Here is a 23771-nt window from a genome sequence, read left to right as displayed (position 1 = left end):
GGTTCTTCTTGTCGCCTCAGCCGCGGCGCATGCGCCAGAGCACGGGCGCAATGACCGTGGCCCAGCGCAACAGCCGCTTCGGGCGAATCACCGCCACCGCCGCGGCAGCAGCGACGCCGACGGCCACCGGGTGTTCGCGCGCAAGGCGCAACGCCGTGGCCGCTGGCGATTCGTTGACCGGCTCGCCCGAAGCCGGTTGCGTGTCGCGACCGCCCTGCAGGGTGGCGATGCGTTCACGCTGACGCTCCATGCGGGCCAGCAGCGCTTCGCGCGTCGCGGGGCGCGGCGGACGCGGCGCCTCGTCATCCAGCTCCGGGTCCTTGCCGAGGTTGAAGCGGTCCTGGACCCAGGCCCAGTCGCGCTCGAACTCCTGAAAGGTCGGAATGAAACTGCTCGAGGCGTTGCTCAGGCTGCGCATCAGGCCGATGGCGGCCGCCAGCCACAGCACCGTCCAGACACCAGCCACCACCCAGGCGGCGGTGACGCGGTACGGCGTGTCCCAGTAGTGCACGACCACCGCCATCGAGAGCAGCGCCACCGCGACGGTGGTCAGCCCCAGCACGGCGACGATCAGGACCAGGGTCAGCTTCAGGCGCTGCTTCTCGTCCTCCCAGGCCATGCGCAGCAACTGCACCCGGTCCTCGGCCGCCAGCGCACCTTCGGCGGCAGCGATGCGCAACCGACGGATGCGGGCGTCGAGCCCGAACAGGGACAGCAGTTTCATGCGCCGCCTCCGCCCTCACCGGCCACTGCGTGGCAACGGCGAATGAACGGACGACGGTGCGCGCTCAGGCCGGTGCGGTGACGCTCAGCGGCGGCCAAGCAACAGGCCCACCAGCACGCCGACGGCCAGTGCAGCACCGGCAACCTGCCAAGGTTCGTCGTGGGCGTAGGTGTTGGTCGCGGTGGCCGCCTGACGCGCCTTCTTGGCGGCCAGCTTGCTCTTTTCGGAAGCCAGTTCGCGCGCGATGGCGAGCTTGGTGTCGATGCGTTGGCGCAGCGCCTTGATGTGGGGAACCGAGTCCAGGTCCTTGCTGGCCAGCACGCCGCGCACGTCGCTTGCGATGTCTTCGGCTGCTGCTTCAAGATTGTTGGATGCACTCATTGGAATCTTTCCTCCGTGATGACACCGGCACCGCGCCGGCGGCTTCACGCCAGCATATGGCGTGCTGTCATGTTACAGGCTCGAAAGCCCCTCATGCGCGACAGAGATGTGCTCAGTTGTGCCGAGCGCGTGCGATCAGGCCTCGGCGAGCAGCTGCGCGACATGCCGTCCGATGGCCAGGGAACTGGTGAGGCCCGGTGACTCGATGCCGAAGAGATGGACCAGCCCCGGCACCCCATGCGACGCCGGCCCCGCGATCAGGAAGTCGGCCGCGGGCTCGTCCGGTCCCGAGATCTTCGGGCGCATGCCCGCATAGCCGGGAATCAACGCACCGTCGGGCAACGCGGGCCAGTACCTGCGCACCTCGTCATAGAAGCGATCGCCACGCGCTGGATCGACCACCAGATCGTCGGCAGCCTCGACCCATTGCACGTCGGGCCCGAATTTGGCCTGCCCGCCGAGGTCTAGCGTCAGATGCACGCCGAGACCGCCCGGCTCCGGCACGGGATAGATGAGCCGGCCGAAAGGCGCGCGGCCCGCGAGCGTGAAGTAGCTGCCCTTGGCGAAGTGCTCGCGTGGCACGGCCGATGCCGGCATGCCTTCGAAGCGGCGTGCCAACGCCGGTGCGCCCAGTCCTGCGGCGTTGACCACGGTGCGGCAGCGCAGGGCCGTACCATCGGCGGCGATCAGCACGACCGCGCCGTCCACGCATTCGGCACGCGCGATCGGCGACCTGAGCGCCAGCATGCCGCCCGCGTTCTCGAGGTCGCCGAGCAGGCTCAGCATCAGTGCGTGGCTGTCGACGATGCCCGTGCTCGGCGAATGCAGCGCCGCGACGCAATACAGTTGCGGTTCCATCGCCTGGGCTTGTTGCGCGGTGAGCAGGACCAGGTCGTCCACGCCGTTGGCCGCGGCCTTGGCGCGGATCACGTCGAGTTGGCTCACCTGTTCGGCGGACGTCGCCACGATGAGCTTGCCGCAGCGGCGGTGCGGCACGCCGCGCGAATGCGCGTAGCCATAGAGAGCGTCGCGGCCTTCCACGCACAGCGTGGCCTTCAACGACCCCTGCGGGTAGTAGATGCCCGCGTGAATCACCTCGCTGTTGCGGGAACTCGTTCCGGTGCCGATCGCCCCTTCGGACTCCAGCACCCACACCTCCCGGCCCGCGAGCGCCAATGCGCGCGCCACGGCCAGACCCACCACGCCAGCGCCGATGACGGCGCAATCGACTTCATCCATCGCGCGAGCTTAGCGCGGCGCAAGGGGCGCAAGAGGCGCGGATCTCACTTCGCGCTGGGCGGCGGCTCGGGATCGGTGGGCTCGTCGGGCGCGTGCTCCGGCCCTTCGTCGGGCTCGACCGGCAGGTCGGGTGTGATCGGAGACGGAAGATCGGGTTGGGTGGCCATGGCTGCACTCCTTCGTTCGATCTCGTCGTTCTAGCGCGTTCTCACGCGCCTGCAAGCAGCCCGCGGCGGAAGGCGTCGTCGGTGCGCACCGACAGCAGCCCTCCGCTCAGGCTCCCCTTCAACACTTCAACACTTCAACACTTCAACGAGAAGACTCCTTTTCACGATGCATCGCAGGGCCATTCTAGGAATCGCCCTGGCTTCGCACATGAGCGAAGCGCCCTTTTGAGAGGGAGCCATGCGCCCTGCCCCGGCGCGCCTGCGCGCGTGACAAAGCGCCTGCCCGAGACCGTGCCGGCCACAGCGATGGCGGCGGGCGCGTTCCGGTGGCCGCTGCGTGTGGGGTCTGGTCGTGCATCGCGCGGCACATCGGCGTCGAAAAAAAGCAGGCCGTTCGACCTGAAAAATCCGCCTCCGCAAAACACGGCCGCCACCGTCCGGCGGCGAATTCCGGACGGAATGGCGGGGCCCGCGGCGTCGATATCCCGGGCCCGCCCGGGCCCTCCGGCCCACGCGAAAGAAATCAACCGGGATCAATGCCCGGGCCCGCAACGCGGCTGCTTCCCTGAATTCCGTCGGAAGCAGTCACGGGGTATTCGGGCGTTCCGTGTGCTGACAGAGGGGAAAGTACCCCATTTTCTGTAGCCATTCATTCCTCGAGATCAATTGACATCACCTCAATTGAAATCCTCTCTCGTGACTTCGGGATATTGCTTTTTTTTGAACAATCCAACGCAACCAAGTAACAGGTTCGTCGAATTTTCATGGCTTCACGCGAATTGATGAATAGATGAAAAACGAATTGAAAGACAGATCAAATTTTCCGTTGGAGAAAAATATCTACCCCATTTGAGTCGTCGACATCTTGAATGCCACCGCCATCCAACTTGACTCAATTTGCGAAAAATCTCCGAACAACCGTCAAGTTTTGGCTTAGATGCGCGATTTGAATAGAAAAAATGTAGCAACTCGGACTTTCAACAGAAGCGCCTTAGCAGCGGAGCGTGGCCGAGGTTTCGAACTGACCTGTCGCCGCGACTCCACAAGTGGGTGACAAACCGCCCATGACCAATGGCCGTGGTACCTCAAACGTCACGATTTAGGTAGTTCTATTCAGAAATATGTATATCCAGATGTAAACAAAGAGAAAAGACCCCAACGATCGCTCCCTCAAGTTCCTAGGATCGCGACAAACCAGGGCCAATGTTCAATTGAATTCAATTCGATCGAATTAATTGTTTTTTCACTCACAGTCTGCAGCCGGGCAATTGCATGGAAACCCACATTGCTTCGTCACCGGAAGTCACCATGGCTTCGGAGACCACGCTGGGCGATCTTTTCGTCTCGCCGCCTGCGCGCGCGGCAGCGGGCGAACGGCTCGGCGTCTCGCTGGCCCTCGACGCCGGCTTCGCGCAGCGCTGGCTGGCGTCGCTGGGTGCCACGGGGTACCTGCCTGACACGCTGTTCGTCGGCGCCTGGGGGCTGCTGCAATCGCACTGGCTGGGCACGGCCCTGCCAGTGCCGGCGTCCGCCACCGCGGGCGCGTGGCTGGCCCAGTTCGACCTCGACCGGCGCGCCATGCAGCGCACTTCGGAAACCCCGCCGCACCTGCGGCACCTGCGGCTCGACGCGCGCACGGAACTGCCCGCGAGCCTGCATCTGGACGTCGACGCGCGCCTGATGGACGCGCCCTGCGCCACCCGCCTGCTCGCCGCCATCGCCGACACCGCTGCCGATCTGCTGGCGCGCCCCGACGCAGCGCTGCACGCCATCCGCGCCCTGCCCGACGTCGACCGCAACGACCAGCTCACCGCATGGACCGCGCCGCCCGCCGCGCCCGACCTGTCGCTCACCGTGCCTGCCGTGTTCCGTCGCCGGGCCGCGGCCACGCCCGACGCGGTGGCGCTGGTGGAAGGCGACGAAGCCATGCGCTACGGCGAGCTCGACGCGCGCAGCGACCGGCTCGCACGGCGCCTGCAGCGGTCGGGCGTGCGGGCGGGCGACAACGTCGGGATGGTGTTCGAGCGTTCGATGGCCGCCATCGTCGCCATGCTCGGCATCCTCAAGGCCGGCGCGGCCTATGTGCCCGTGCCGACCGACTTCCCGCCCGAACGGATCGCCACCATGTTCGACCAGGCCGGCGTGACCCGGGTGGTGACGACCGATGCGCTCGCCTCTCTCGTGCCGGCCAACCGCGCCGCCGTACGCATCGACGGGCCTGACGAAGACCCCGCGGACCTTGCACCGTGGACGCCGCCGGCCAGCGACGGCGAATCGCTGGCGTACCTCATGTACACCTCGGGCTCGACCGGCGTACCCAAGGGCATCGAGATCAGCCATCGCGCCGTCCTGCGGCTGGTGGTCGATGTCGACTACATCGAACTCGCACCCGGGCGCGCGATGCTGCATGCGGCGCCGCTCGCCTTCGACGCCTCGACGCTCGAAGTCTGGGGGCCCTTGCTGAACGGCGGGCGCTGCGTGATCCACGACGAACGGGTACCCACCGGCGCCGGCCTCGCACGCACCATCGCCCGCCACGAGGTACACACCGCCTGGCTCACGGCCTCGCTCTTCAACGCCGTGGTCGATGGCGATCCGCAGCACCTTGCGGGCCTCGCGCACCTGTTCACCGGCGGCGAGGCGCTGTCGGTACCCCATGTGCAGCGCGCGCTCGACGCACTCCCCGGGCTCACGCTCAGCAACGGCTACGGGCCGACCGAGTGCACGACCTTCGCGACCACGCATCGCATCGAGCGCGCCGCTGTCGCGGCAGGCCTGCGCTCGGTGCCGCTCGGCCGCCCCATCAAGGACACCGTGCTGCGCGTGCTGAGCCCGACGCTGACCCTGCTGCCCAGTGGACTCGTGGGCGAGCTGTGCATCGGCGGACACGGCCTGGCCCGCGGGTACCTGGGGCAGCCCGAACTCACGGCCGCGCGCTTCGTGCCCGATCCTTTCGGCGCACCCGGCGATCGGCTCTACCGCACCGGTGACCTCGCCCGCTGGCTGCCCGACGGCACGATGGAATTCATCGGCCGCATCGACGGCCAGGTCAAGATCCACGGCCACCGCATCGAGACCGGCGAGGTCGAGGCAGCCATCCTTGCGCATCCCGCGGTGCAGTCCTGCGCGGTGGTCGCGCGGCCCGGTCGCGACGGCCAATTGCGTCTTGTCGCTTACCTGGTCGCACGCGCGCAAAAGCTCGCGTGGGACACGCTGCGCGCGCACCTGGCGGCCCGCCTGCCCGCGGCGATGCTGCCGTCGGCGCAGGTCTGGCTCGCGCAGCTTCCCGTCACGCCCAACGGCAAGCTCGACCGCAACGCGCTGCCCGAGCCGGCCGGCGAGCGCCCTGAACTTGCGCAGTCTTTCGAAGCTGCGCGCAGCGTGCTGGAGCAGCAGGTGTGTGACGCCTTCGCGCGCGCGCTGGGCATCGACACGGCCGGGCGCAACGACAACTTCTTCGACCTGGGCGGCAGTTCGCTGCTGGTGCTGCAGGTGCTCGCGGACCTGCAGCGCGAGGGCGCGCCGCCGCTGTCGACCAACCTGTTCTTCCGCCATCCGACGCCCGCCGCCATCGCGGCGCAGTTGCAGCCGGCCCCGGAGGCATCGCCGGTTCCGCAGCCCCTGCCCGTGCGAAAAGACGTTGCCCGCGCTGCCGCCGACGCACCGGAACCGATCGCCCTCATCGCCACCGCCGGCCGCTTCCCCGGCGCGGGCGACGTGGAGCAGTTCTGGGACAACCTCGTCGCCGGGCGCGACACCGTCAGCTTCTTCGACGACGCGAGCCTGGACGCCGGCGTCAGCGAGTCGCTGCGCCGCGACCCGGCCTACGTGCGGGCGCGCGGCGTGATCGACGGCATCGAGGGCTTCGATGCCGCCTTCTTCGGCCTCGGCCCGAAGGAAGCCGCGCTCATGGACCCGCAGCACCGCGTGTTCCTCGAGATCTGCTGGGAGTGCCTGGAGCGCGCGGGCTACGTGCCCGACGAAGCGCCGGGCCCCGTGGGCGTGTATGCGGGCACGTACAACGCCACCTACTTCCAGCGCCACGTGGCCTCGCGGCCCGACCTCGTGGAGGCCGTCGGCGAATTCCAGGTGATGCTGGGCAACGAGAAGGACTACATCACCACCCGCGTGGCCAACCGGCTCAACCTGCGCGGGCCGGCCGTGAGCGTCAACACCGCCTGCTCGACCTCGCTGGTCGCCATCGCCCAGGCCTTCCACGCGCTGCGCACGGGCCAGTGCTACATGGCGCTCGCGGGCGGCGCGTCGGTCACCTGCCCGCCGCGCAGCGGCTACCTCTACAACGAGGGCTCGATGCTCTCGCCCGACGGCCACACGCGCAGCTTCGACGCGCAGGCCAAGGGCACCGTGTTCAGCGACGGCGCGGCCGTGGTGCTGCTCAAGCGGCTGTCCGACGCGCAGGCCGACGGCGACACCATCTATGCCGTGCTGCGCAGCGCCTGCGTCAACAACGACGGCGGCGCCAAGGCCAGCTTCACCGCGCCCAGCGTGGACGGCCAGGCCGCGGTGATCCGTGCCGCACTGGCCGCGGCGGACGTGGACGCACGCAGCATTTCGTACGTGGAAGCCCACGGCACCGCCACGCCGATGGGCGACCCGGTCGAGGTCGAGGCGCTGGCCGTTGCATACGCCGAGCACACCGACGCGCGCGGCTACTGCACGCTGGGCTCGCTCAAGAGCAACGTGGGCCACATGGTCACGGCCGCGGGCGCCGCCGGCCTCATCAAGACGGCGCTGGCGCTGCACCACGAACTGATTCCGCCCACCGCGCATTTCACGGCACCGAACCCGGCGATCGACTTTGCGCGCACGCCGTTCCACGTCAGCAACCAGCTGCAGCCGTGGCCACGGGCCGACCTGCCGCGCCGCGCGGGGGTCAGCGCCTTCGGTGTCGGGGGCACCAATGCGCACGTCGTGCTCGAGGAAGCGCCGGCGCAGCCGCTGCGCGCCATGCAGCCGGGCGTCCATGTGCTGGCGCTGTCGGCCCGCTCGGAGGCCGCCCTGTCGGTCGCGGCGCAGCAGCTGGCGACGCACCTGGAAGAACAGCCCGGGCTGGGCCTCGGCGACGCGGCGTTCACCCTGTGCGTCGGCCGCAAGGCCCATGCCTTCCGCCGCGCCGTGGTGGCCGGCGATGCGGCGCAGGCCATCGAGGCCCTGCGCTCGGAGAACGCGGCGTGGCGCGTGAGCGACCGGATCGCCGAGCGCGCGCCGCAGCCCCTGCTGATGTTCCCGGGCCAGGGTGCGCAGTACCCGGGCATGGGCCGTGCGCTGCATGCCGGCGACCCGGTGTTCGCGGCCGCGTTCGACAACGCCTTGCGCGCCTTCGACGGCGCACTGGACTTCGACCTGCGCGAGCGCATGTTCACCGACGACCCGCAGGCGCTCGCGCCGACGGCCGTCACGCAGCCCGCGCTCTTCACGCTCGAGTACGCGCTCGCACGGCGGCTGCTGTCGCTGGGCCTGCGCCCGCACGCGCTGATCGGCCACAGCGTCGGTGAATTCGTCGCGGCCGTCATCGCCGGCGTGATGCGCCTGGAAGATGCCGCCCGGCTCATTGCCCGCCGCGGCGCGCTCATGCAGGCACAGCCCGCCGGGGTCATGCTGTCGGTGCGGCTCGGCGCGGAGGCGCTGGCCCCTCGGCTCGCGGCCTCGCCCCAGGTCTCGCTCGCCGCGGAGAACGCACCCGGCGCCTGCGTGGCCGCCGGTCCTTCGGAGGCCATCGCCGAACTGCAGGCCGCGCTCGAAGCCGAAGGCGTCGCCTGCCGGCTGCTGCAGACCTCGCACGCCTTTCACTCCGCCATGATGGACGCCGCCGTGGCGCCCTTCGAGGCGCTCGTGCGCCAGGTGGCGCTGCACGCGCCGCAGATCCCGATCTACTCCACGTTCACCGGCCGCCTGCTCGAAAGCGCAGAGGCCACGAGCCCGGCCTACTGGGCGCAGCACCTGCGCGGCACCGTGCGCTTCTCGCCCGCCTTGCAGAGCGCGGCGGGCGACGCCACCCATCCGGTCTTCGTGGAAGTCGGCCCGCGCAACACGCTGGCCGCTCTCGTGCGCCAGCACCGCCTGCCAGGCCTTGCTCCGGCATCGAAGGCCGGCGCCGTGGCGGTATCGCTGCTGCACGGCGAACCGGCCGACGAAACCCGGACCCTGCGCCTCGCCGCCGCGCGCCTGTGGACCTGCGGCGCCGAGGTCGACCTGGCCCTGCTCGCACCGCGCGCCGGCGCCCGGCGCGTGTGCCTTCCCACCTACCCGTTCGAACGCAAGCGTCTGTGGGTCGACATCGCGCCTGCCGCACCGGTGTCGCCGACATCGCCCGCCCTTGCGCCTGTCCTGCCTCTTCTGTCTGTCCTGCCTGTTTCATTGGAGCCGATCGTGACCGCTGCCGCGCCCTCGCCTCAACTGCCTCTGCCTACTCCCCAGCCGCCCGATGCGTCGCGCGCGGCGTCGGTCGACGCCCGATTGCGGGCCCTGTTCGAAGACATCTCGGGCATCGACATGGCGCAGGCCGAGGGCCACGCCCCGTTCGGCGAGATCGGCATGGACTCGCTCACGCTGACCCAGGCCGCCACGCAGATCAAGAAGCGCTTCAAGGTCGAGCTGAGCTTCCGCCAGCTCATGGAAACCTACCGCAGCTTCGACGCGCTGGCCGCATACCTGCTGCAGAGCCTGCCGCCCGAGGCCGAACCGGTGGCCGCGCCCGTCACGGCCGACGTGCCTGCGACACCTGTCGTGCAAGCGGCCATGCAAGCCCCATCGCAAGGGCTCCCGCAGCCCACCGGCCTGCTGAACCAGGTGATCGCGCAGCAGATGGAACTGATGCGCCAGCAGCTCGCGCTCCTGTCCGGCGCCGCCGTTCCGGTGGCGGCAGCGCTGCCCGTGGTGGCAGAGCCCGTGCCCGTCGCGCAGCCACAGCCCACGGAGGCACCGCTGCGTTACGACGTCAACAAGGCCTTCGGCGCCATCGCCCGCATCCACACCCAGCGCAGCGCCGAACCCAGCGCGCGGCAGAAGGCGCGGCTGGCCACCTTCGTGCGGCGCTATGTCGAACGCACGCAGAAGAGCAAGCGCTTCACCGAAGAGAACCGCGCCCACATGGCGGACCCGCGCGTGGTCAACGGCTTTCGCCCGCTGACCAAGGAGATCACCTACCAGATCGTGATCGAGCGCTCCAAGGGCTCGAAGATGTGGGACATCGACGGCAACGCGTACGTCGACGCGCTCAACGGCTTCGGCCTGAACCTGTTCGGCTGGCAGCCCGATTTCGTGCAGGACGCCGTGCGGGCCCAGCTCGATGCGGGCTACGAGATCGGGCCGCAGCATCCGCTCGCGGCCGATGTGACCCGCCTCATCTGCGAGCTCACGGGCAGCGAGCGTGCCGGCCTGTGCAACACCGGCTCCGAAGCCGTGATGGCGGCGCTGCGCATCGCGCGCACCGTCACCGGGCGCAGCACCGTGGTGGCCTTCACGGGCTCCTACCACGGCACCTTCGACGAAGTGCTGGTGCGCGCCGGAAAGGGCGGCAAGGGCCTGTCGGCCGCGCCGGGCGTGATGAGCGGCATGTTCGGCGACATCCGCGTGCTCGACTACGGCACGCCCGAGGCGCTCGCCTTCATCCGCGACAACGCCGCAGACCTGGCGGCCGTGCTGGTCGAGCCGGTGCAAAGCCGCCGCCCCGACTTCCAGCCGCGCGAGTTCCTGCACGACGTGCGCGACATCACCACGAAGCACGGCTGCTGCCTCATCTTCGACGAGGTCATCACCGGCTTTCGCACCGCGCTGGGCGGCGCGCAGGAACTGTTCGGCGTGCGCGCCGACCTCGCCACCTACGGCAAGGTGATCGGCGGCGGCTTTCCGGTCGGCGTGATCGCCGGCAAGCGCGAGTTCATGGACGCGCTCGACGGCGGCGCCTGGCAGTACGGCGACGACTCGATCCCGGGTGTCGGCGTGACCTACTTCGCCGGCACCTTCGTGCGCCATCCGCTCGCGCTCGCCGCGGCCAAGGCCTCGCTCATGCATCTGAAGGAGGCCGGGCCCGCGCTGCAGGCCGGGCTCAACGCCAGCACGACCGCCATGGCCGCGGAACTCTCGGGCTGGTGCCAGGAGGTCGGCGCGCCGCTCGCGATCCGTCATTTCTCGTCGCTGTGGCGCGTGAGCTGGCTCGAAGACCACCCGATGCAGGACCTGCTGTTCGCCATGATGCGCAGCCGCGGCGTGCACATCCTGGACAACTTCCCGTGCTTCCTCACGAGCGCACACAGCGCCGAGGACATCGCTTTCATCCAGCGCGCCTTCAAGGAATCGGTCGCCGAGATGCAGGAATCCGGCTTCCTTCCGCGCCGCGCTCCCGCCCCCACCCGCTTCGACGCGCGCAAGCCCGTCGAAGACGGCAGCGTGCTGGCCCGCGACAGCGACGGCCGGCCGTTCTGGCACGTACCCGAAGACGCCGCCTCGCACGAGCGCCTCATCAACGGAAAGGCCGCAGCATGAACGCCGCACTCAAGCCCACCGCCAGTGGTGGCCTCGTCGAATGCATCATTGCGACGACCGAGTCGCAACGCGAAATCTGGCTCGGCGCCACGATGAGCACCGAGGCTTCGATGGCCTACAACGAGTCGGTCGTGCTGCGCCTGCGCGGCATGCTCGACGGCCCGGCCCTGGCGCGCGCCACCGACCACCTGCTCGAACGCCACCAGGCGCTGCGCGCCACCATCTCGCCGGACGGCGCCTTCATGCTGGTCAGTCCCCCCGGCGGGAACCACCTGGTCCGCGAAGACCTGAGCGGGCTGGCGCCGGAAGCCCTCGCGCAGGCGCTGCACGCGGCCCACGCCGCGGCGGTGTGCACGCCGTTCTCTCTCGAACACGGCCCCCTGTTCCGCGCCGTGCTGTATCGCCTGGGCCATGAAGAGCACGAACTCGTGATGTCGGCGCATCACGTGGTCTGCGACGGCTGGTCGTGGGCGGTCATCACCGAGCAGCTGGGCCACCTCTATGCCGAGGAAACCGGCACCGGGCTGAAGCTCAAGCCCGCGCCGCTGTTCGCGGACTTCGCCGCCGAGGAGGCCGTCGCGGCCGCAAGCCCCGACATGCAGGCGCACATCGACTACTGGCTCGAGCGCTTCTCCGGCAACACGCAGCCCGTGCTCGACCTGCCGCTGGACCGCCCCCGTCCGGCCACCCGCACCTTCAATTCGCGCCGCGCCGAACGCCTGCTCGACCGTCGCGTGGTCGGCGCCGTGCGCACCGCGAGCACCAAGGCCGGCGTCAGCCTGTTCACGGGCCTGTTCAGCGGCTTCATCGCGACGCTGCACCGCCTCACGGGCCAGGAAGACATCGTCGTCGGCATCCCGACCTCGGGCCAGCTCGCGCACGATGTGCCCGGCTTGGTCGGCCATTGCGTGAACCTGCTGCCGCTGCGCATTGCCGTGCATGCCGCCACGCGCTTCGACGCGCTGATGGACGAATGCAGCACCGCCGTGCTCGACGCCTTCGATCACCAGGCCCTGACCTATGGCGCGTTGCTGGGCCAGTTGTCGCTCGTGCGCGACCCGAGCCGGCTGCCGCTGGTGAGCGTGGCCTTCAACGTCGACCCCGACGTGGCCAGCAGCGCGCAGGCGTTCACCACGCTCGACGTGGTGCAGGACACCATCGCCCGCCGCTACGAGAACTTCGAACTGTTCGTGAACCTGCGCCCGCACGCCGGCAGCCTGCAGGTCGAGGCGCAATACAACACCGACCTGTTCGACGACGTGAGCGTGGAGCGCTGGCTCGACATGTTCGAGTGCGTGCTGCAGTCGGCCGCGCACAAGCCCGACGACACCATCGGCGGGCTCGAGGTGCTGTCGGCCGGCGCCGCGCGTGCGCTGCTGGCGCTGCAGCCCGCGCGCGTGCCGCTGCGCGGCGCGCCGCTGGCGCACGCCGGCTTCGTGGCGCGCGTGCCGCTGCAGCCCCACCGTCCGGCGGTGCGCGACGGTGCGCGCAGCTGCAGCTACGGCGAACTCGATGCGCTGTCCAACCGCCTGGCGCGTGCGTTGCGCGCGCGCGGCGTGGGCCGCGGCCAGCGCGTGGGGCTGTGCCTCGAGCGCAGCCTGGAGATGGTCGTCGCGATGCTGGGCATCCTCAAGGCGGGCGCGTCCTACGTGCCGCTGGACACCGCGTTTCCGCAGGCGCGGCTGGACCACTACGCCAGCGACGCCACCCTCAGCCTGATGCTGACCTCGTCCGACATCGCCGTGGCGCCCCGCGACTGGCGCGCCGACGCCGAGCAGCGGATCTTCGAGATCGATCGCGACACCGCCTGGCGCCAACTGTCGGGCGACGCCCTGCCGCCGAGCAGCGACGACCCGGGCTCCGAAGACGCCGCCTATGTGATCTACACCTCCGGCTCGACCGGCCTGCCCAAGGGCGTCATTGCGCACCACCGGGGCGTGGCGCACCTGCTGCAGTGGATGCAGCGCGAATCGGGCGTCGGCCCGTCCGACCGCATCGCCGCCGTCACCACGCTGTCCTTCGACATGGCCGTGCCCGACCTGCTGCTGCCGCTGGCAACGGGCGCCGAACTCGTGATGGTGCAGCGCGAGGTCGCCATGGACGGCAACCGCCTCTCGCAGGCGCTCGACGACGAACAGATCACGCTGCTGCAGGCCACGCCCGGCATGTGGCAGCTGCTGCTCGATGCCCAGTGGGCCGGCGGCACGCCCGGCTTCCGCGGCTGGACCGGCGGCGAGGCGCTGCGCCCGAGCATGGCGCTGGCGCTGTGCGAGCGCATGGAAGGGCTGTGGAACGGCTACGGCCCGACCGAGACCACCGTGTACTCCACGGCCTGGCATGTGCGCCCCGAAGAGATCGCGTCGCGCGGCGTGTCGATCGGCAGGCCCGTCGACAACACCGAGATCTGGATCCTCGATGCCGACCTGCAACCCTGCCCGATCGGCGTGCCCGGCGAAATCTGCATCGCGGGCGAAGGCGTTGCGCTGGGCTACCTCGACCGCCCCGCGCTGACCGCCGAGCGCTTCGTCACGGTGCGCATCTTCGGCACCACGAAGAAGGTCTACCGCTCCGGCGACCGCGGCCGCTGGCGCAACGACGGGCTGCTCGACCACCTCGGGCGGCTCGATTTCCAGGTCAAGGTGCGCGGCTACCGCATCGAGCCCGGCGAGATCGAGGTGCGCTGCTGCGAAGTTGCCGGCGTCTCGCGCAGCGTGGTCGTGGCCCGCGAGGACAACCCCGGCGACGTGCGCCTGGTGGCCTACCTGGCGCTGATCCCGGGCGCCGGCTTCGACCTCGATGCGCTGATGGTGCACCTGCGCAAGCACCTGCCGGCCTTCATGCTGCCGCAGCACGTGGTGACGCTCGACGCCCTGCCGACGCTGCCCAACGGCAAGGTCGACCGCGTCTCGCTGCCGCCGCCGCAGGCGGTGGCGCGCGACGAAGTGCGGCGCGGCGCCGGTCCGCGCAACGCGCACGAGCGCCAGGTGCTCGCGATCATGGAGAAGGTGCTGAGCCTGCCGGGCCTGGACATGCACGACAACTTCTTCACCATGGGCGGCCACTCGCTGCTGGCCGCGCGGCTCACCACGCTGCTGAGCCGCGAGTTCCAGGTCACGCTGCCGCTGCGCTCGCTGTTCGAGGCGCCCACGGCCGAGAAGCTGGCCGCGGTCATCGAGGCCCTGCAGGGCGCGGGCGTCGGCCTGCAGGCGCCCATTGCCTGCCACCCCGACCGCCGCAGCGCGCCACTCACGCCCTCGCAGGAACGCATCCGCTTCATGGAGCAGCTGTACACGGGCCGCTCGGTCTACAACGCCCCCTCGGCGCAGCGGCTCACCGGCAAGCTGGACGCGGCGCGCTTCGAAGGCGCACTGCGCGAGATGATCCGCCGCCAGCCCTCGCTGCGCACGTGCATCGGCTTCGACGAGGACAGCGGCCGGCCGATCCAGTCGATCGCAGCGTCGGTGGAATTCACCTTGCCGCGGGTCGACCTGCGCGGCCTGCCCGCTGACCAGCGCGAGGCCGAACTGGCCGAGCAGATGCAGGTGCTGGCAGACCAGCCGATCGACATCCACAGCGCGCCGATGATGCGCGCGACCCTGTTCCAGCTCGACGACAACGAGCACGTCTTCCTGTTCGTGCCGCACCACCTGATCTGGGACGGCTGGTCCTTCGACCTGATGCAGCGCGAGCTGGGCGCGTTCTACGACGCCGCCGAACGCGGCCGCCCCCACAACCTGCCCGCGCTCGCCACCACCCACGGCGACTATGCCGAGTGGCTGGAGAAGTGGCTGACCGAGCCTGCCTGCGAAGAGCAGCTCGCGTTCTGGCGCGGCCGGCTCGCGGGCGCCGCCAAGACCGTGCGGCCGCCCCGGACCGACATGCCGCGCCGCGCGGGCAAGAGCGGCCAAGGCGGCGCGCACTGGATCCACATCGACCTGCAGAGCACGCAGCGGCTGCGCGAGGTGGCGCGCGACATGGACGTCACGCTCAGCATGCTGACCTTCGGCATCTACGCGCTGACCATGGCCCAGGCCACCGGCAACGACGCCATCGTCATCGCGAACCCGGTGCGCGGGCGCCAGCAGGCCGAGACGGAAGACGTCATGGGCTTCTTCAACAACGTGCTGCCGGTCTCGCTCGCGGTGGACATGGCGCTGGCGCTGCCCGACTTCATGCGCTACGTGAAGCAGGAGCTGCTGTCGATGATGAACCACCAGCAGGTGCCGTTCGAGCGCCTGATGGCCGAGCCCGGCTATGCGGGGCAGATCAGGAACGCAGGTCCCTACCAGGCGATGTTCTCGTTCCAGGACGCCCGCGAACGCGCACGCACCGTCGGCAGCCTGCAGACCCGCCAGGTGCACGTGATGCAGCACGGCGCCACCGACGATGTCGGCGTGTGGCTGATGGACAAGCCGCACGGCCTGGAAGGCGCGCTGCTCTACAACGCCGACGTGTACCTGCGCGAGACCGGCGCCCAGCTGCGCGAGCGTTATCTCGAAGTGCTGGCCCGCGTCGCCGACCATCCGGAGGCCACGCTCGCGGAAATCGCCAGCACCGAAGGCTCGCCCAGCGCGCGCTATCTGCGCAAGCTGGCAGCCGAAGAGACGGACAAGAGCGCGCCAGCCGACGACACCGACAGCGACGCGCGTGAGCCGACCCCGGGCCTGCTCAGCCCCGAGCACGCACAGCTGGCCCAGATCTGGGCCGACGTGATCGGCATCGACGTCGACGAGATCCGCGCCAGCGACAACTTCTTCGACCTCGGCGGCGACTCGCTGCTGGTGCTGCGCGCCGTGCAGCAGGCCGCGCAGACGCTGGGACACCGCGTGGAGCCGCGCCGCTACCTGTTCGAGAACCTCGGGCAGATCGCCTCCTCGGCGCACGGCACCCCGCACGGCGTGCCCTCGGACCTCGCCGACCTGGCCGCCGGCACGGCCGTGCATGCACAGCGCGGCGGGCTGCTGGGCGCACTCGGCAGCTGGCTGCGCAAGGGGTGACCATGACCAGCGCCGCCAGCGCACTGACCATCGACGCACCGGTCTGCCGGTACGTCGACCTGGACAACTTCACCGACGCCCTGCCCGCCCAGGTGCTGTCGGACGACGAGCGCGCGCGCGCCGGGCGTCTGCGGTTTCCCGTCGACCGGCAGCGCTTCGAGGCGGCCCATGTCGCGCTGCGCCAGGCGCTGTGCGACCACACGGGCCTGCCGCACGCCGCGCTGGCACTGACCACCGGTGCCTTCGGCAAGCCGTCGCTCGCGGGCCACCCGCGCACCCAGTTCTCGCTGAGCCACAGCCAGGGCCTGGCCTTGATCGCCATCGGCGGGCGCGGGCCCTTGGGCGCCGATGTCGAGCTGCTGCGCCCGGTGCCGGATGCGGCATCCCTCGCGGCGGCGCATTTCACACGGCGCGAGCAGGAGGCACTGGCCGCCCTGCCCGCGCACGAACGCGACCGCGCCTTCCTGACCTGCTGGACCCGCAAGGAAGCCTGCCTGAAGGCCATCGGCGTGGGCCTGCTGGTGTCGTCGCAGAGCTTCGAGGTGGGCCTGGCGCCGGACTGCCGCAGCGTCGAGCTGCCGGTGGCCGGCCGCACGCTGGTGCTGGTGCTGGGGCCGGCCCCCGCGCGGGCGGACAGCGTGGGCTCGCTCGCCGAATGGCGCCACACCGAAGCCCGCGTCCAGGCCTCGGGGGCCGGCTTCGAGGGCGGTCCCATGGGTCCCATGCCCTCCCTGAGCGCGCTCAAGGGAATGACCGACGCGCGATGCGCAGGAGGTGTCGCATGACCCTCTTCACGCCGCTCATGTTCGGACCGGCCTCGCGCCAGGTCTTCGGCCTGTTCCACGCCCCCTACGAAGACCGCGGCGAACACACGGCGGTGCTGCTGTGCCCGCCCTTCGGGCAGGAGGGCCTGCGCACCCACCGCTTCTTCAAGGTGCTGGCCGAACGCCTCGCGCGCGCCGGCATCGCCACGCTGCGCTTCGACTTCTACGGCTCCGGCGACTCGCCGGGCGACGAGAGCGAAGGCGAACTCGACGGCTGGCGCCGCGACCTGTGCGCCGCGCACGAGGAGTTGCGGCGGCACGCGCCCGACGCCGCCATCGTGTGGATCGGCGCACGGCTGGGCGCCACGCTGGCCGTGCTGGCCGCGCGCAATGGGCTGTGCGATCCGGCGCGGCTGGTGCTCTGGGAGCCGGTGATCGACGGGCAGGGCTATGCGCGCCTGCTGCGCGAGCGGCATGTCGAGGCGATCGACACGACCTTCTGCATTCCCGATCTGTCGTGGCGCCGCAGCCTCGCGCGGGAACCGGACGCGCTGCCCGAGGAAGCGCTCGGCGTGCGTCTCTCGCCGGCGCTGCAGGCGCAGCTGCGCGCCCTCACGCCGCAATCGCTGCCGCTCACCGCGCTGCACGAGACCCTGGTGCTGGCCCCGCCCGACGACACGCCCACCGCGCAATGGGCGGCCGAGCAGCAGTCGCGCCACATGCCGGTGCGCCTGGCCTACCTGAGCCATCCGCTGGACTGGACGTCCGACCCCTATCCCCACAGCGCGATGGTCCCGGCCGATGCGCTCAGCCGCCTGCAGGGAGCCATCCATGAGTGACCTGACGCAGACCCCGGTGTGCTTCGGCCCCGGCAACGCACTGATGGGCATGCTCACCGTCCCCGCGCAGCGGGTGCCGGCGCCCGTCGCCTGCCTGATGTTCAACATGGGCGCGAACCACCGCGTCGGGCCGCGCCGCATCAACGTGAAGCTGGCGCACGTCCTCGCCGCGCGCGGCGTGAGCAGCCTGCGCTTCGACCTGGGCGGCATCGGCGACAGCGACGCGCTGGACACCGGGCCCGACCTGCAGACGCGCGCCGTGCACAGCCTGCAGGCCGCCATGGATGTCGCGCAGCGCATGCTGGGCGTCGGCCAGTTCGTGACCGTGGCCATGTGCTCGGGCGTGGAGCACGCCATGTCGGCGGCCGCGGTGGACGCGCGCATGGTGGCGCTCTCGCTGTTCGACGGCTTTGCCTTTCCCCAGCGGCGCACGCGCTGGGAGCTCACGGTGCGCCGTGCGCTCGCGGCGCCGCTGCACCCGTCGTTCCCGGGCAAGGCACGGCGCTGGGTGCTGCGGCATCTGCCGGGCAACACGGCAACCCAGGCACTGCCGGGCTACTTCGTGGACCGGCGACCGCCCAACGTCAATGCGCTCTGGTTCGAAGCCACGATGAAGCGGCTGGTCGAACGCGAGGTGGCGGTGCAGCTCCTGTACTCGGGATCGCTGCACGTGTGCGACCGCGACCGCGACCAGCTCGGCGCCCTGCGCCGTGAACCGTTCATGCAGGGCCTGCAGTACGAGTTCATGCGCGAGGTGGACCACACCGTCTGCACGGTGAAGGGCCAGCAGCTCTTCCTGCAATCCGTCGGCGACTGGGTCGCCGCGCACTGCCTGGCCACCCCCGGCCCCGAGCGGCAGGGCCGCCCGGCGGCAGGCACCCCGCGCGCCATGGCGGCCACGCTGGCCGCGCCTTGAAACAACAACCGAAGCCAAGGAGAGACTCATGAAAACCGTCACCCCAGCGAATCCGCGCGGCGAGCGCCTCCTCGCCACCGAGGGCGCCCGCGCCCTGCCCGGTGGCCGCTTCCGGTCGCGCGCCATGGCGCTGCTGCTGTCGCTCGGGTTGTGCGGCTGCGCGCCCGGCTTCGGCACGCCGGGCCCGCTGCAGTCGGCCAACGGCACGGCCGGCGGCACCGGCCGGGTGGAGGCCATCACGCCGGAGCTGATCCGCACGCAGCTCGCCCTGAACACGGGCCTCCCGCCCGAGGTAAAGGCGCTGTTCGGCCGGCCCTCGGCCTACACCATCGGGCCGGGAGACGTGGTGGGCATCACCGTCTACAACAATCCCGAGCTGCAGCCCAACCTGGGCGCGGTGATCGCGCAGCAGAGCGACCCGACCGGCGTCACCGTGGCGCCGGGCTTCATCGTCGACGCCGCGGGAGAGATCAGCTTTCCCTACATCGGCCGCACCCGGCTGCAGGGGCTGACCGAGAGCGGCGCGTCGGAGCTGATCGCCAACCGCATCGGCAAGATCATCAAGGCGCCCCTGGTCAGCGTGCGCATCCAGTCGTTCCGCAGCCAGCGCGCCTATGTCGAGGGCGAGGTGCGCACGCCGGGCCTGCAGATCTTCACGGACATCCCGATGACGCTGTCCGAAGCACTCAACCGCGCGGGCAGCATCACCGCCGTGGGCGACCGTTCGCAGGTGATGCTCACGCGCGGCGAGCGCACGGTGGCCATCGACATGCTGCAGCTCAAGCGCTTCGGCGCGGACGCCAACAACATTCCGCTGCGCAACGGCGACGTCGTGTACGTCGGCAGCCGGGACGACAGCCGCATCTACGTGATGGGCGAGATCGTGCGGCCCTCGGCGCTGCTGATGCGCAACGGCCGCATGAGCCTGAACGAGGCCCTCGGCGATGCGGGCGGGCCCGACCTGTTCTCGGCCGACCCCGGACAGATCTACGTGATCCGCAACTCGCCGCAGACGTCCGACGCGCCGCAGATCTTCAGCCTGAACGCGAAGAACCCGACCGCGCTCGCGCTGGCCGACCGCTTCGAGCTGAAGCCGCGCGACGTGGTCTACGTCGATCGCGTGCCGCTGGTCTCGTGGAACCGGGTCGCCAACCTGATTCTTCCCGCCGCCCAGGTGGTCAACCTCGCGCGCGACACCGCCCGCAGCAGGTAAGCCGCACGGCGCCCCGGCCCGAAAACGAACAAGAAGGTGAAGCCCATGAATGCGCGTTGGTACCCCCCGCTTCCCGCTCCTTTCAGCCCGGAACCCGAGCGCGCCCACTCGCGGTTCAAGGAGCACGTCGACCTGCTGCTGGACAACCGGTGGCTGATCGCCTCGGTGACTGCCGTGGTGCTGGTGCTGGGCGCGGGCTACGCGCTCTTCGGGCCGCGGGTGTACGAAGCCAACGTGCTGATCCAGCTCGAGGATGCCGACCGTGCGCCCGCCGGCGCGGGCGATGCCGCGGTCAACGGCGTGGGCGTGAAGACGCCGACCTCGGGCGAGGCCGAGATCCTGAAGTCGCGGCTGGTGCTCGGCCAGGCGATCGACAACACCAAGCTGTTCATCGAGGCGCGGCCGCACTACATCCCGGTCGTGGGCGCCTTCATGGCGCGGCATTCGAAGACGCTGTCCACGCCGGGCTTCTTCGGCCTGCGCGGCTATGTGTCGGGCACCGAGCAGATCGCGGTCGCGCAGATGGACGTGCCGCCGGCCCTCGAGGGCAAGAAATTCCTGCTGACTGCCGGCACCGACGGCAAGTACACCCTGACGCACCCCGACCTCGACACGCCGCTGCACGGCCAGGCCGGCGTGCCGCTGGACAGTTCGGTGCCCGGCGGCACGGTCCACCTGCTGGTGGCCTCGTTCGACGCCCGGCCCGGCGGCGCCTTCGAGCTGACGCGGCATTCCACGCAGCTCACCATGCTCGAGCTGCAGCGCGAGCTGCGCGTGATCGAGAAGGGCAAGCAGTCCAGCGTGATCGATGTGAGCTGGCAGACCGACGACCGCGCGCATCTGGCGAACCTGCTCAACGAGGTGGCGCGCCTGTACATGCGCCAGAACATCGACCAGAAGACCGCGCAGGCCGAGCGCACGCTGGACTTCCTGGGCACCGAGCTGCCCAAGTTCAAGCAGCAACTGGAACAGTCCGAAGAGGCCTACAACCAGTACCGCAACCAGAACGGAACCATCAGCCTGGACGACGAGGCGCGCAACGCGCTGTCGCAGAACGTCGACCTGCAGGCCAAGCTGCTCGACGCGCGCCAGCGGCGCCTCGACCTGGCGAGCCGCTTCACCAGCGCGCACCCGATGCTGATCACGCTCGACGCGCAGATCGCCTCGTTGCGCAGGGAGCTGGGCGGCGTGGACACCCGCATCCGCCGCATGCCGATGCTGCAGCAGAACTCGCTGCGCATGCAGCGCGACATCAAGGTCAACACCGAGCTCTACGCGTCGCTCCTGAACAGCTCGCTGCAGATGCGCCTGGCCCGCGAAGGCCGCATCGGCAACGTGCGCGTGCTCGACCAGGCGCTGTCGCCGGAGAAGCCGGTGCGGCCCAAGGCGGTGATCGTGATGGCGCTGGCGCTGGTCGTGGGGCTGTTCCTGGGCGCGCTCATCGCGATCCTGCGCAAGGTGCTCAAGAACACGGTCGCCACCCCCGACGAGATCGAGATGCGCACGGGCCTGAACGTCTACAGCACGATCGCGCTCAGCACGCGGCAAGGCGCGCTCGACCGCGCCATCCGCCAGGGCCGGCCCGGGCTGAAGCTGCTGGCGGCCCAGCACCCGGACGACCCGGCGCTCGAAGGCGTGCGCAGGCTGCGCACCACGCTGGGCTTCCTGACGGCCGCGGCACCGAACAACCGCATCCTGCTGACCAGCGCGACGCCGGGCGCAGGCAAGACCTTCCTGTCGACGAATTTCTCGGCCGTGCTGGCGACCTCGGGCAAGCGCGTGCTGCTGATCGATGCCGACATGCGCCGCGGCACCGTGGCGAGCCAGTTCGGGCTGAAGCCCGCCGCCGGCCTGTCGGAGCTGATCGCCGGCACCTGCACGCTCGCACAGGCGGTTCACGTGCAGGTGCTGCCGCACCTGGACGTGATCACCACCGGCAAGCTGCCGCTCGATCCCGCCACGATGCTGGGCGCCAGCGCGTTCACGCGCTTGCTGGAAACCCTCTCGGCGCTCTACGACGCCGTGGTCGTCGATGCACCGCCCATCCTGCTGGCGACCGAGACCGTGGCGATGGCGCCGGACATGGGCACGCTGATGCTCGTGGCCCGCGCCGGCGACAGCGAGCTGGGCGACCTGGTGGAGAGTGCGAAGCGGCTGGCGCACGTGGGCGCGTCGTTCCACGGCGTGGTGCTCAACGCGCAGGACGCGCGGCAACGCCACAGCGCCTACGGCTACGACTACGGCCCCCACCGCCTGCCGCCGAACATCTATCCGCCCGCGCTGGGGCACACCGCCCACGCCGAACCGGAGCGCGCGACATCATGAGCACGCACCTGTCACGCACGCCGCAGCGTACCGCCGCCCGCCCCGTGCCGGTGGGCGGCTCGCGGCTCCTGCAGGTCGCCAAGCGCACCATGGACATCGTCCTGGCGGGCGCCTTCTTCCTGTTCCTGGGCTGGGCCTACGCGCTGATCGCCGTCGGCGTGCTGCTGACCTCGGGCGCCCCGGCCATCTACGTGCAGCCGCGCTACGGCCGCAACGGACGGATCTTCCGCTTCTACAAGTTCCGCACCATGGCGCCCAACGCCGATGCCGTGCTGGCGCGGCACCTGCGCGAGAACGACGCGGCCCGGCGCGAATGGGAGAAGTTCCAGAAGCTCGAACACGACCCGCGCATCACGCGCTTCGGCGCCTTCCTGCGCCGCTACAGCATCGACGAGTTCCCGCAGTTCTGGAACGTGCTCAAGGGCGACATGAGCATGGTCGGTCCGCGCCCCTGCATGTTTGCGCAGAAAGAGCTGTATGGCCCGTACTGGGCGTACTACTGCGCGGTGCGCCCGGGCATCACGGGCCTGTGGCAGATCAGCGGACGCAACGAGGTGAGCTACCGCCGCCGCGCGGCCATGGACGCCGAGTACGTCGCCAAGCTCTCCCTGCTGCGCGACCTCGTGATCGTGTTGAAGACCTTCCGCGTCGTGCTCGGCGCGCGCGGTTCGCGCTGAGCCCGGAGTCACCCCTCCTTCACTGAAAGAACGCCATGCGAATCTATGTTGCAGGTCATCGCGGGATGGTGGGCCAGACGCTCACGAGGCGCCTGCGCGAGCTGGGCCACGACGTCGTCACGCGCAGCCACGCCGAGCTCGACCTGCTCGACCAGGCGGCCGTTGCGCGCTTCTTCGCGAGCGAGCCCGTCGACCAGGTCTACGTGGCGGCAGCGAAGGTCGGCGGCATCCACGCCAACATGACCTACCCCGCGCAGTTCATCTACGAGAACCTGCTGATCGCGGCGAACCTCACGCACCAGGCCTTTCTGGCCAACATCAAGCGGCTGCTGTTCCTCGGCTCGAGCTGCATCTACCCGCGGCTGGCCGACCAGCCGATCCGCGAGGACGCCCTGCTCACCGGCAAGCTCGAGCCCACCAATGAGCCCTACGCGATCGCCAAGATCGCGGGCATCAAGCTCTGCGAAAGCTACAACCGGCAGTACGGCGCCACGCACGGCGTCGACTTCCGCAGCGTGATGCCGAGCAACCTCTACGGCCCCGGCGACAACTACCACCTGGAGAACAGCCATGTGGTGCCCGCGCTGATCCAGCGCTTTCACCTGGCCAAGATCAGCCGCACGCCGAGCGTGCTGATCTGGGGCAGCGGCCGGGCGCGGCGCGAGTTCCTGTACGTGGACGACATGGTCGAGGGCTGCCTGGACGTGATGAACCTGTCGCGCGCCGCCTACGACCAGCACACCGACCCGATGCGCGGCCACATCAATCTCGGAACGGGCGAGGACGTGTCGATCGCCGAGCTGGTGGAGCACATCCGCGAGGTCGTGGGCTACGAGGGCAGCATCCGCTACGACCTGGCACAGCCCGACGGCGCCCCGCGCAAGCTGCTGGACGTGTCGCGCGCGGCCAGCTTCGGGTGGCGCGCGACGGTGCCGCTGGCCGAAGGCCTGCGCCGCACCTATGCGGACTACCAGGCGGTCCCCCGGACCGCCGCCGAAGCCGCGCACGCCTGAAGAACCGGGCC

General features: G+C 70.1%; 13 protein-coding genes. 9 read left to right on the top strand and 4 right to left on the bottom strand.

From position 1 onward, the window contains the following. Positions 1–16 precede the first annotated feature (16 nt). The 4 genes from GFK26_RS22070 to GFK26_RS22055 form a co-directional block, all read right to left on the bottom strand. On the bottom strand, positions 17–724 hold the full coding sequence (locus GFK26_RS22070) for a phage holin family protein (RefSeq protein WP_153283872.1): 708 nt from the start codon (positions 722–724) through the stop codon (positions 17–19). An 84-nt stretch (positions 725–808) separates the two neighbouring features. Further along, a complete protein-coding gene (locus GFK26_RS22065; protein WP_056580064.1) occupies positions 809–1105 on the bottom strand; it encodes a glycine zipper domain-containing protein in 297 nt (98 codons plus the stop codon). Between the two features lie 135 nt (positions 1106–1240). Then, positions 1241–2344: an NAD(P)/FAD-dependent oxidoreductase gene (locus GFK26_RS22060; protein ID WP_153283871.1), complete on the bottom strand. Its 1104-nt coding sequence runs from the start codon at positions 2342–2344 to the stop codon at positions 1241–1243. 44 nt (positions 2345–2388) lie between these two features. Continuing rightward, the gene (locus tag GFK26_RS22055) at positions 2389–2511 is read right to left on the bottom strand and encodes a stereocilin (RefSeq protein ID WP_153283870.1); all 123 of its coding nucleotides are present in this window, start codon (positions 2509–2511) and stop codon (positions 2389–2391) included. A 1308-nt stretch (positions 2512–3819) separates the two neighbouring features. Here GFK26_RS22055 and GFK26_RS22050 point away from each other — a divergent pair. From GFK26_RS22050 to GFK26_RS22010, 9 genes are read left to right on the top strand one after another with little or no spacing between them, the layout of a single operon-like run. Continuing rightward, positions 3820–11016 (top strand): polyketide synthase, encoded by a 7197-nt coding sequence (locus GFK26_RS22050; protein WP_153283869.1) that lies wholly within the window; start codon positions 3820–3822, stop codon positions 11014–11016. Continuing rightward, the gene (locus GFK26_RS22045) at positions 11013–16013 is read left to right on the top strand and encodes a non-ribosomal peptide synthetase (RefSeq protein ID WP_153283868.1); all 5001 of its coding nucleotides are present in this window, start codon (positions 11013–11015) and stop codon (positions 16011–16013) included. The genes GFK26_RS22050 and GFK26_RS22045 overlap by 4 nt, the downstream gene beginning before the upstream one ends. A gap of 2 nt (positions 16014–16015) precedes the next feature. Further along, the gene (locus GFK26_RS22040) at positions 16016–16798 is read left to right on the top strand and encodes a 4'-phosphopantetheinyl transferase family protein (protein ID WP_153283867.1); all 783 of its coding nucleotides are present in this window, start codon (positions 16016–16018) and stop codon (positions 16796–16798) included. Continuing rightward, positions 16795–17616: an alpha/beta fold hydrolase gene (locus GFK26_RS22035; protein WP_153283866.1), complete on the top strand. Its 822-nt coding sequence runs from the start codon at positions 16795–16797 to the stop codon at positions 17614–17616. Before GFK26_RS22040 ends, GFK26_RS22035 begins: the two co-directional genes overlap by 4 nt. After that, complete coding sequence (locus GFK26_RS22030) at positions 17609–18532, top strand: hypothetical protein (RefSeq protein WP_194273936.1); 924 nt, start codon at positions 17609–17611, stop codon at positions 18530–18532. Before GFK26_RS22035 ends, GFK26_RS22030 begins: the two co-directional genes overlap by 8 nt. 28 nt (positions 18533–18560) lie before the next feature. Then, positions 18561–19745 carry a polysaccharide biosynthesis/export family protein gene (locus GFK26_RS22025; protein ID WP_416222507.1) on the top strand — a complete coding sequence of 395 codons (1185 nt, stop codon included), beginning with the start codon at positions 18561–18563 and terminating at the stop codon, positions 19743–19745. A 45-nt stretch (positions 19746–19790) separates the two neighbouring features. Beyond that, the gene (locus GFK26_RS22020; RefSeq protein ID WP_153283865.1) at positions 19791–22070 is read left to right on the top strand and encodes a polysaccharide biosynthesis tyrosine autokinase; all 2280 of its coding nucleotides are present in this window, start codon (positions 19791–19793) and stop codon (positions 22068–22070) included. Next, positions 22067–22747 (top strand): sugar transferase, encoded by a 681-nt coding sequence (locus GFK26_RS22015; RefSeq protein WP_153283864.1) that lies wholly within the window; start codon positions 22067–22069, stop codon positions 22745–22747. Before GFK26_RS22020 ends, GFK26_RS22015 begins: the two co-directional genes overlap by 4 nt. Positions 22748–22782: 35 nt before the next feature. Further along, a complete protein-coding gene (locus GFK26_RS22010) occupies positions 22783–23760 on the top strand; it encodes a GDP-L-fucose synthase family protein (RefSeq protein WP_153283863.1) in 978 nt (325 codons plus the stop codon). Positions 23761–23771 lie beyond the last annotated feature (11 nt).

The sequence above is a fragment of the Variovorax paradoxus genome, from assembly GCF_009498455.1.
Taxonomy (GTDB): Bacteria; Pseudomonadota; Gammaproteobacteria; order Burkholderiales; family Burkholderiaceae_C; genus Variovorax; species Variovorax paradoxus_H.
This window is presented reverse-complemented; position numbering and strand designations above follow the sequence as displayed.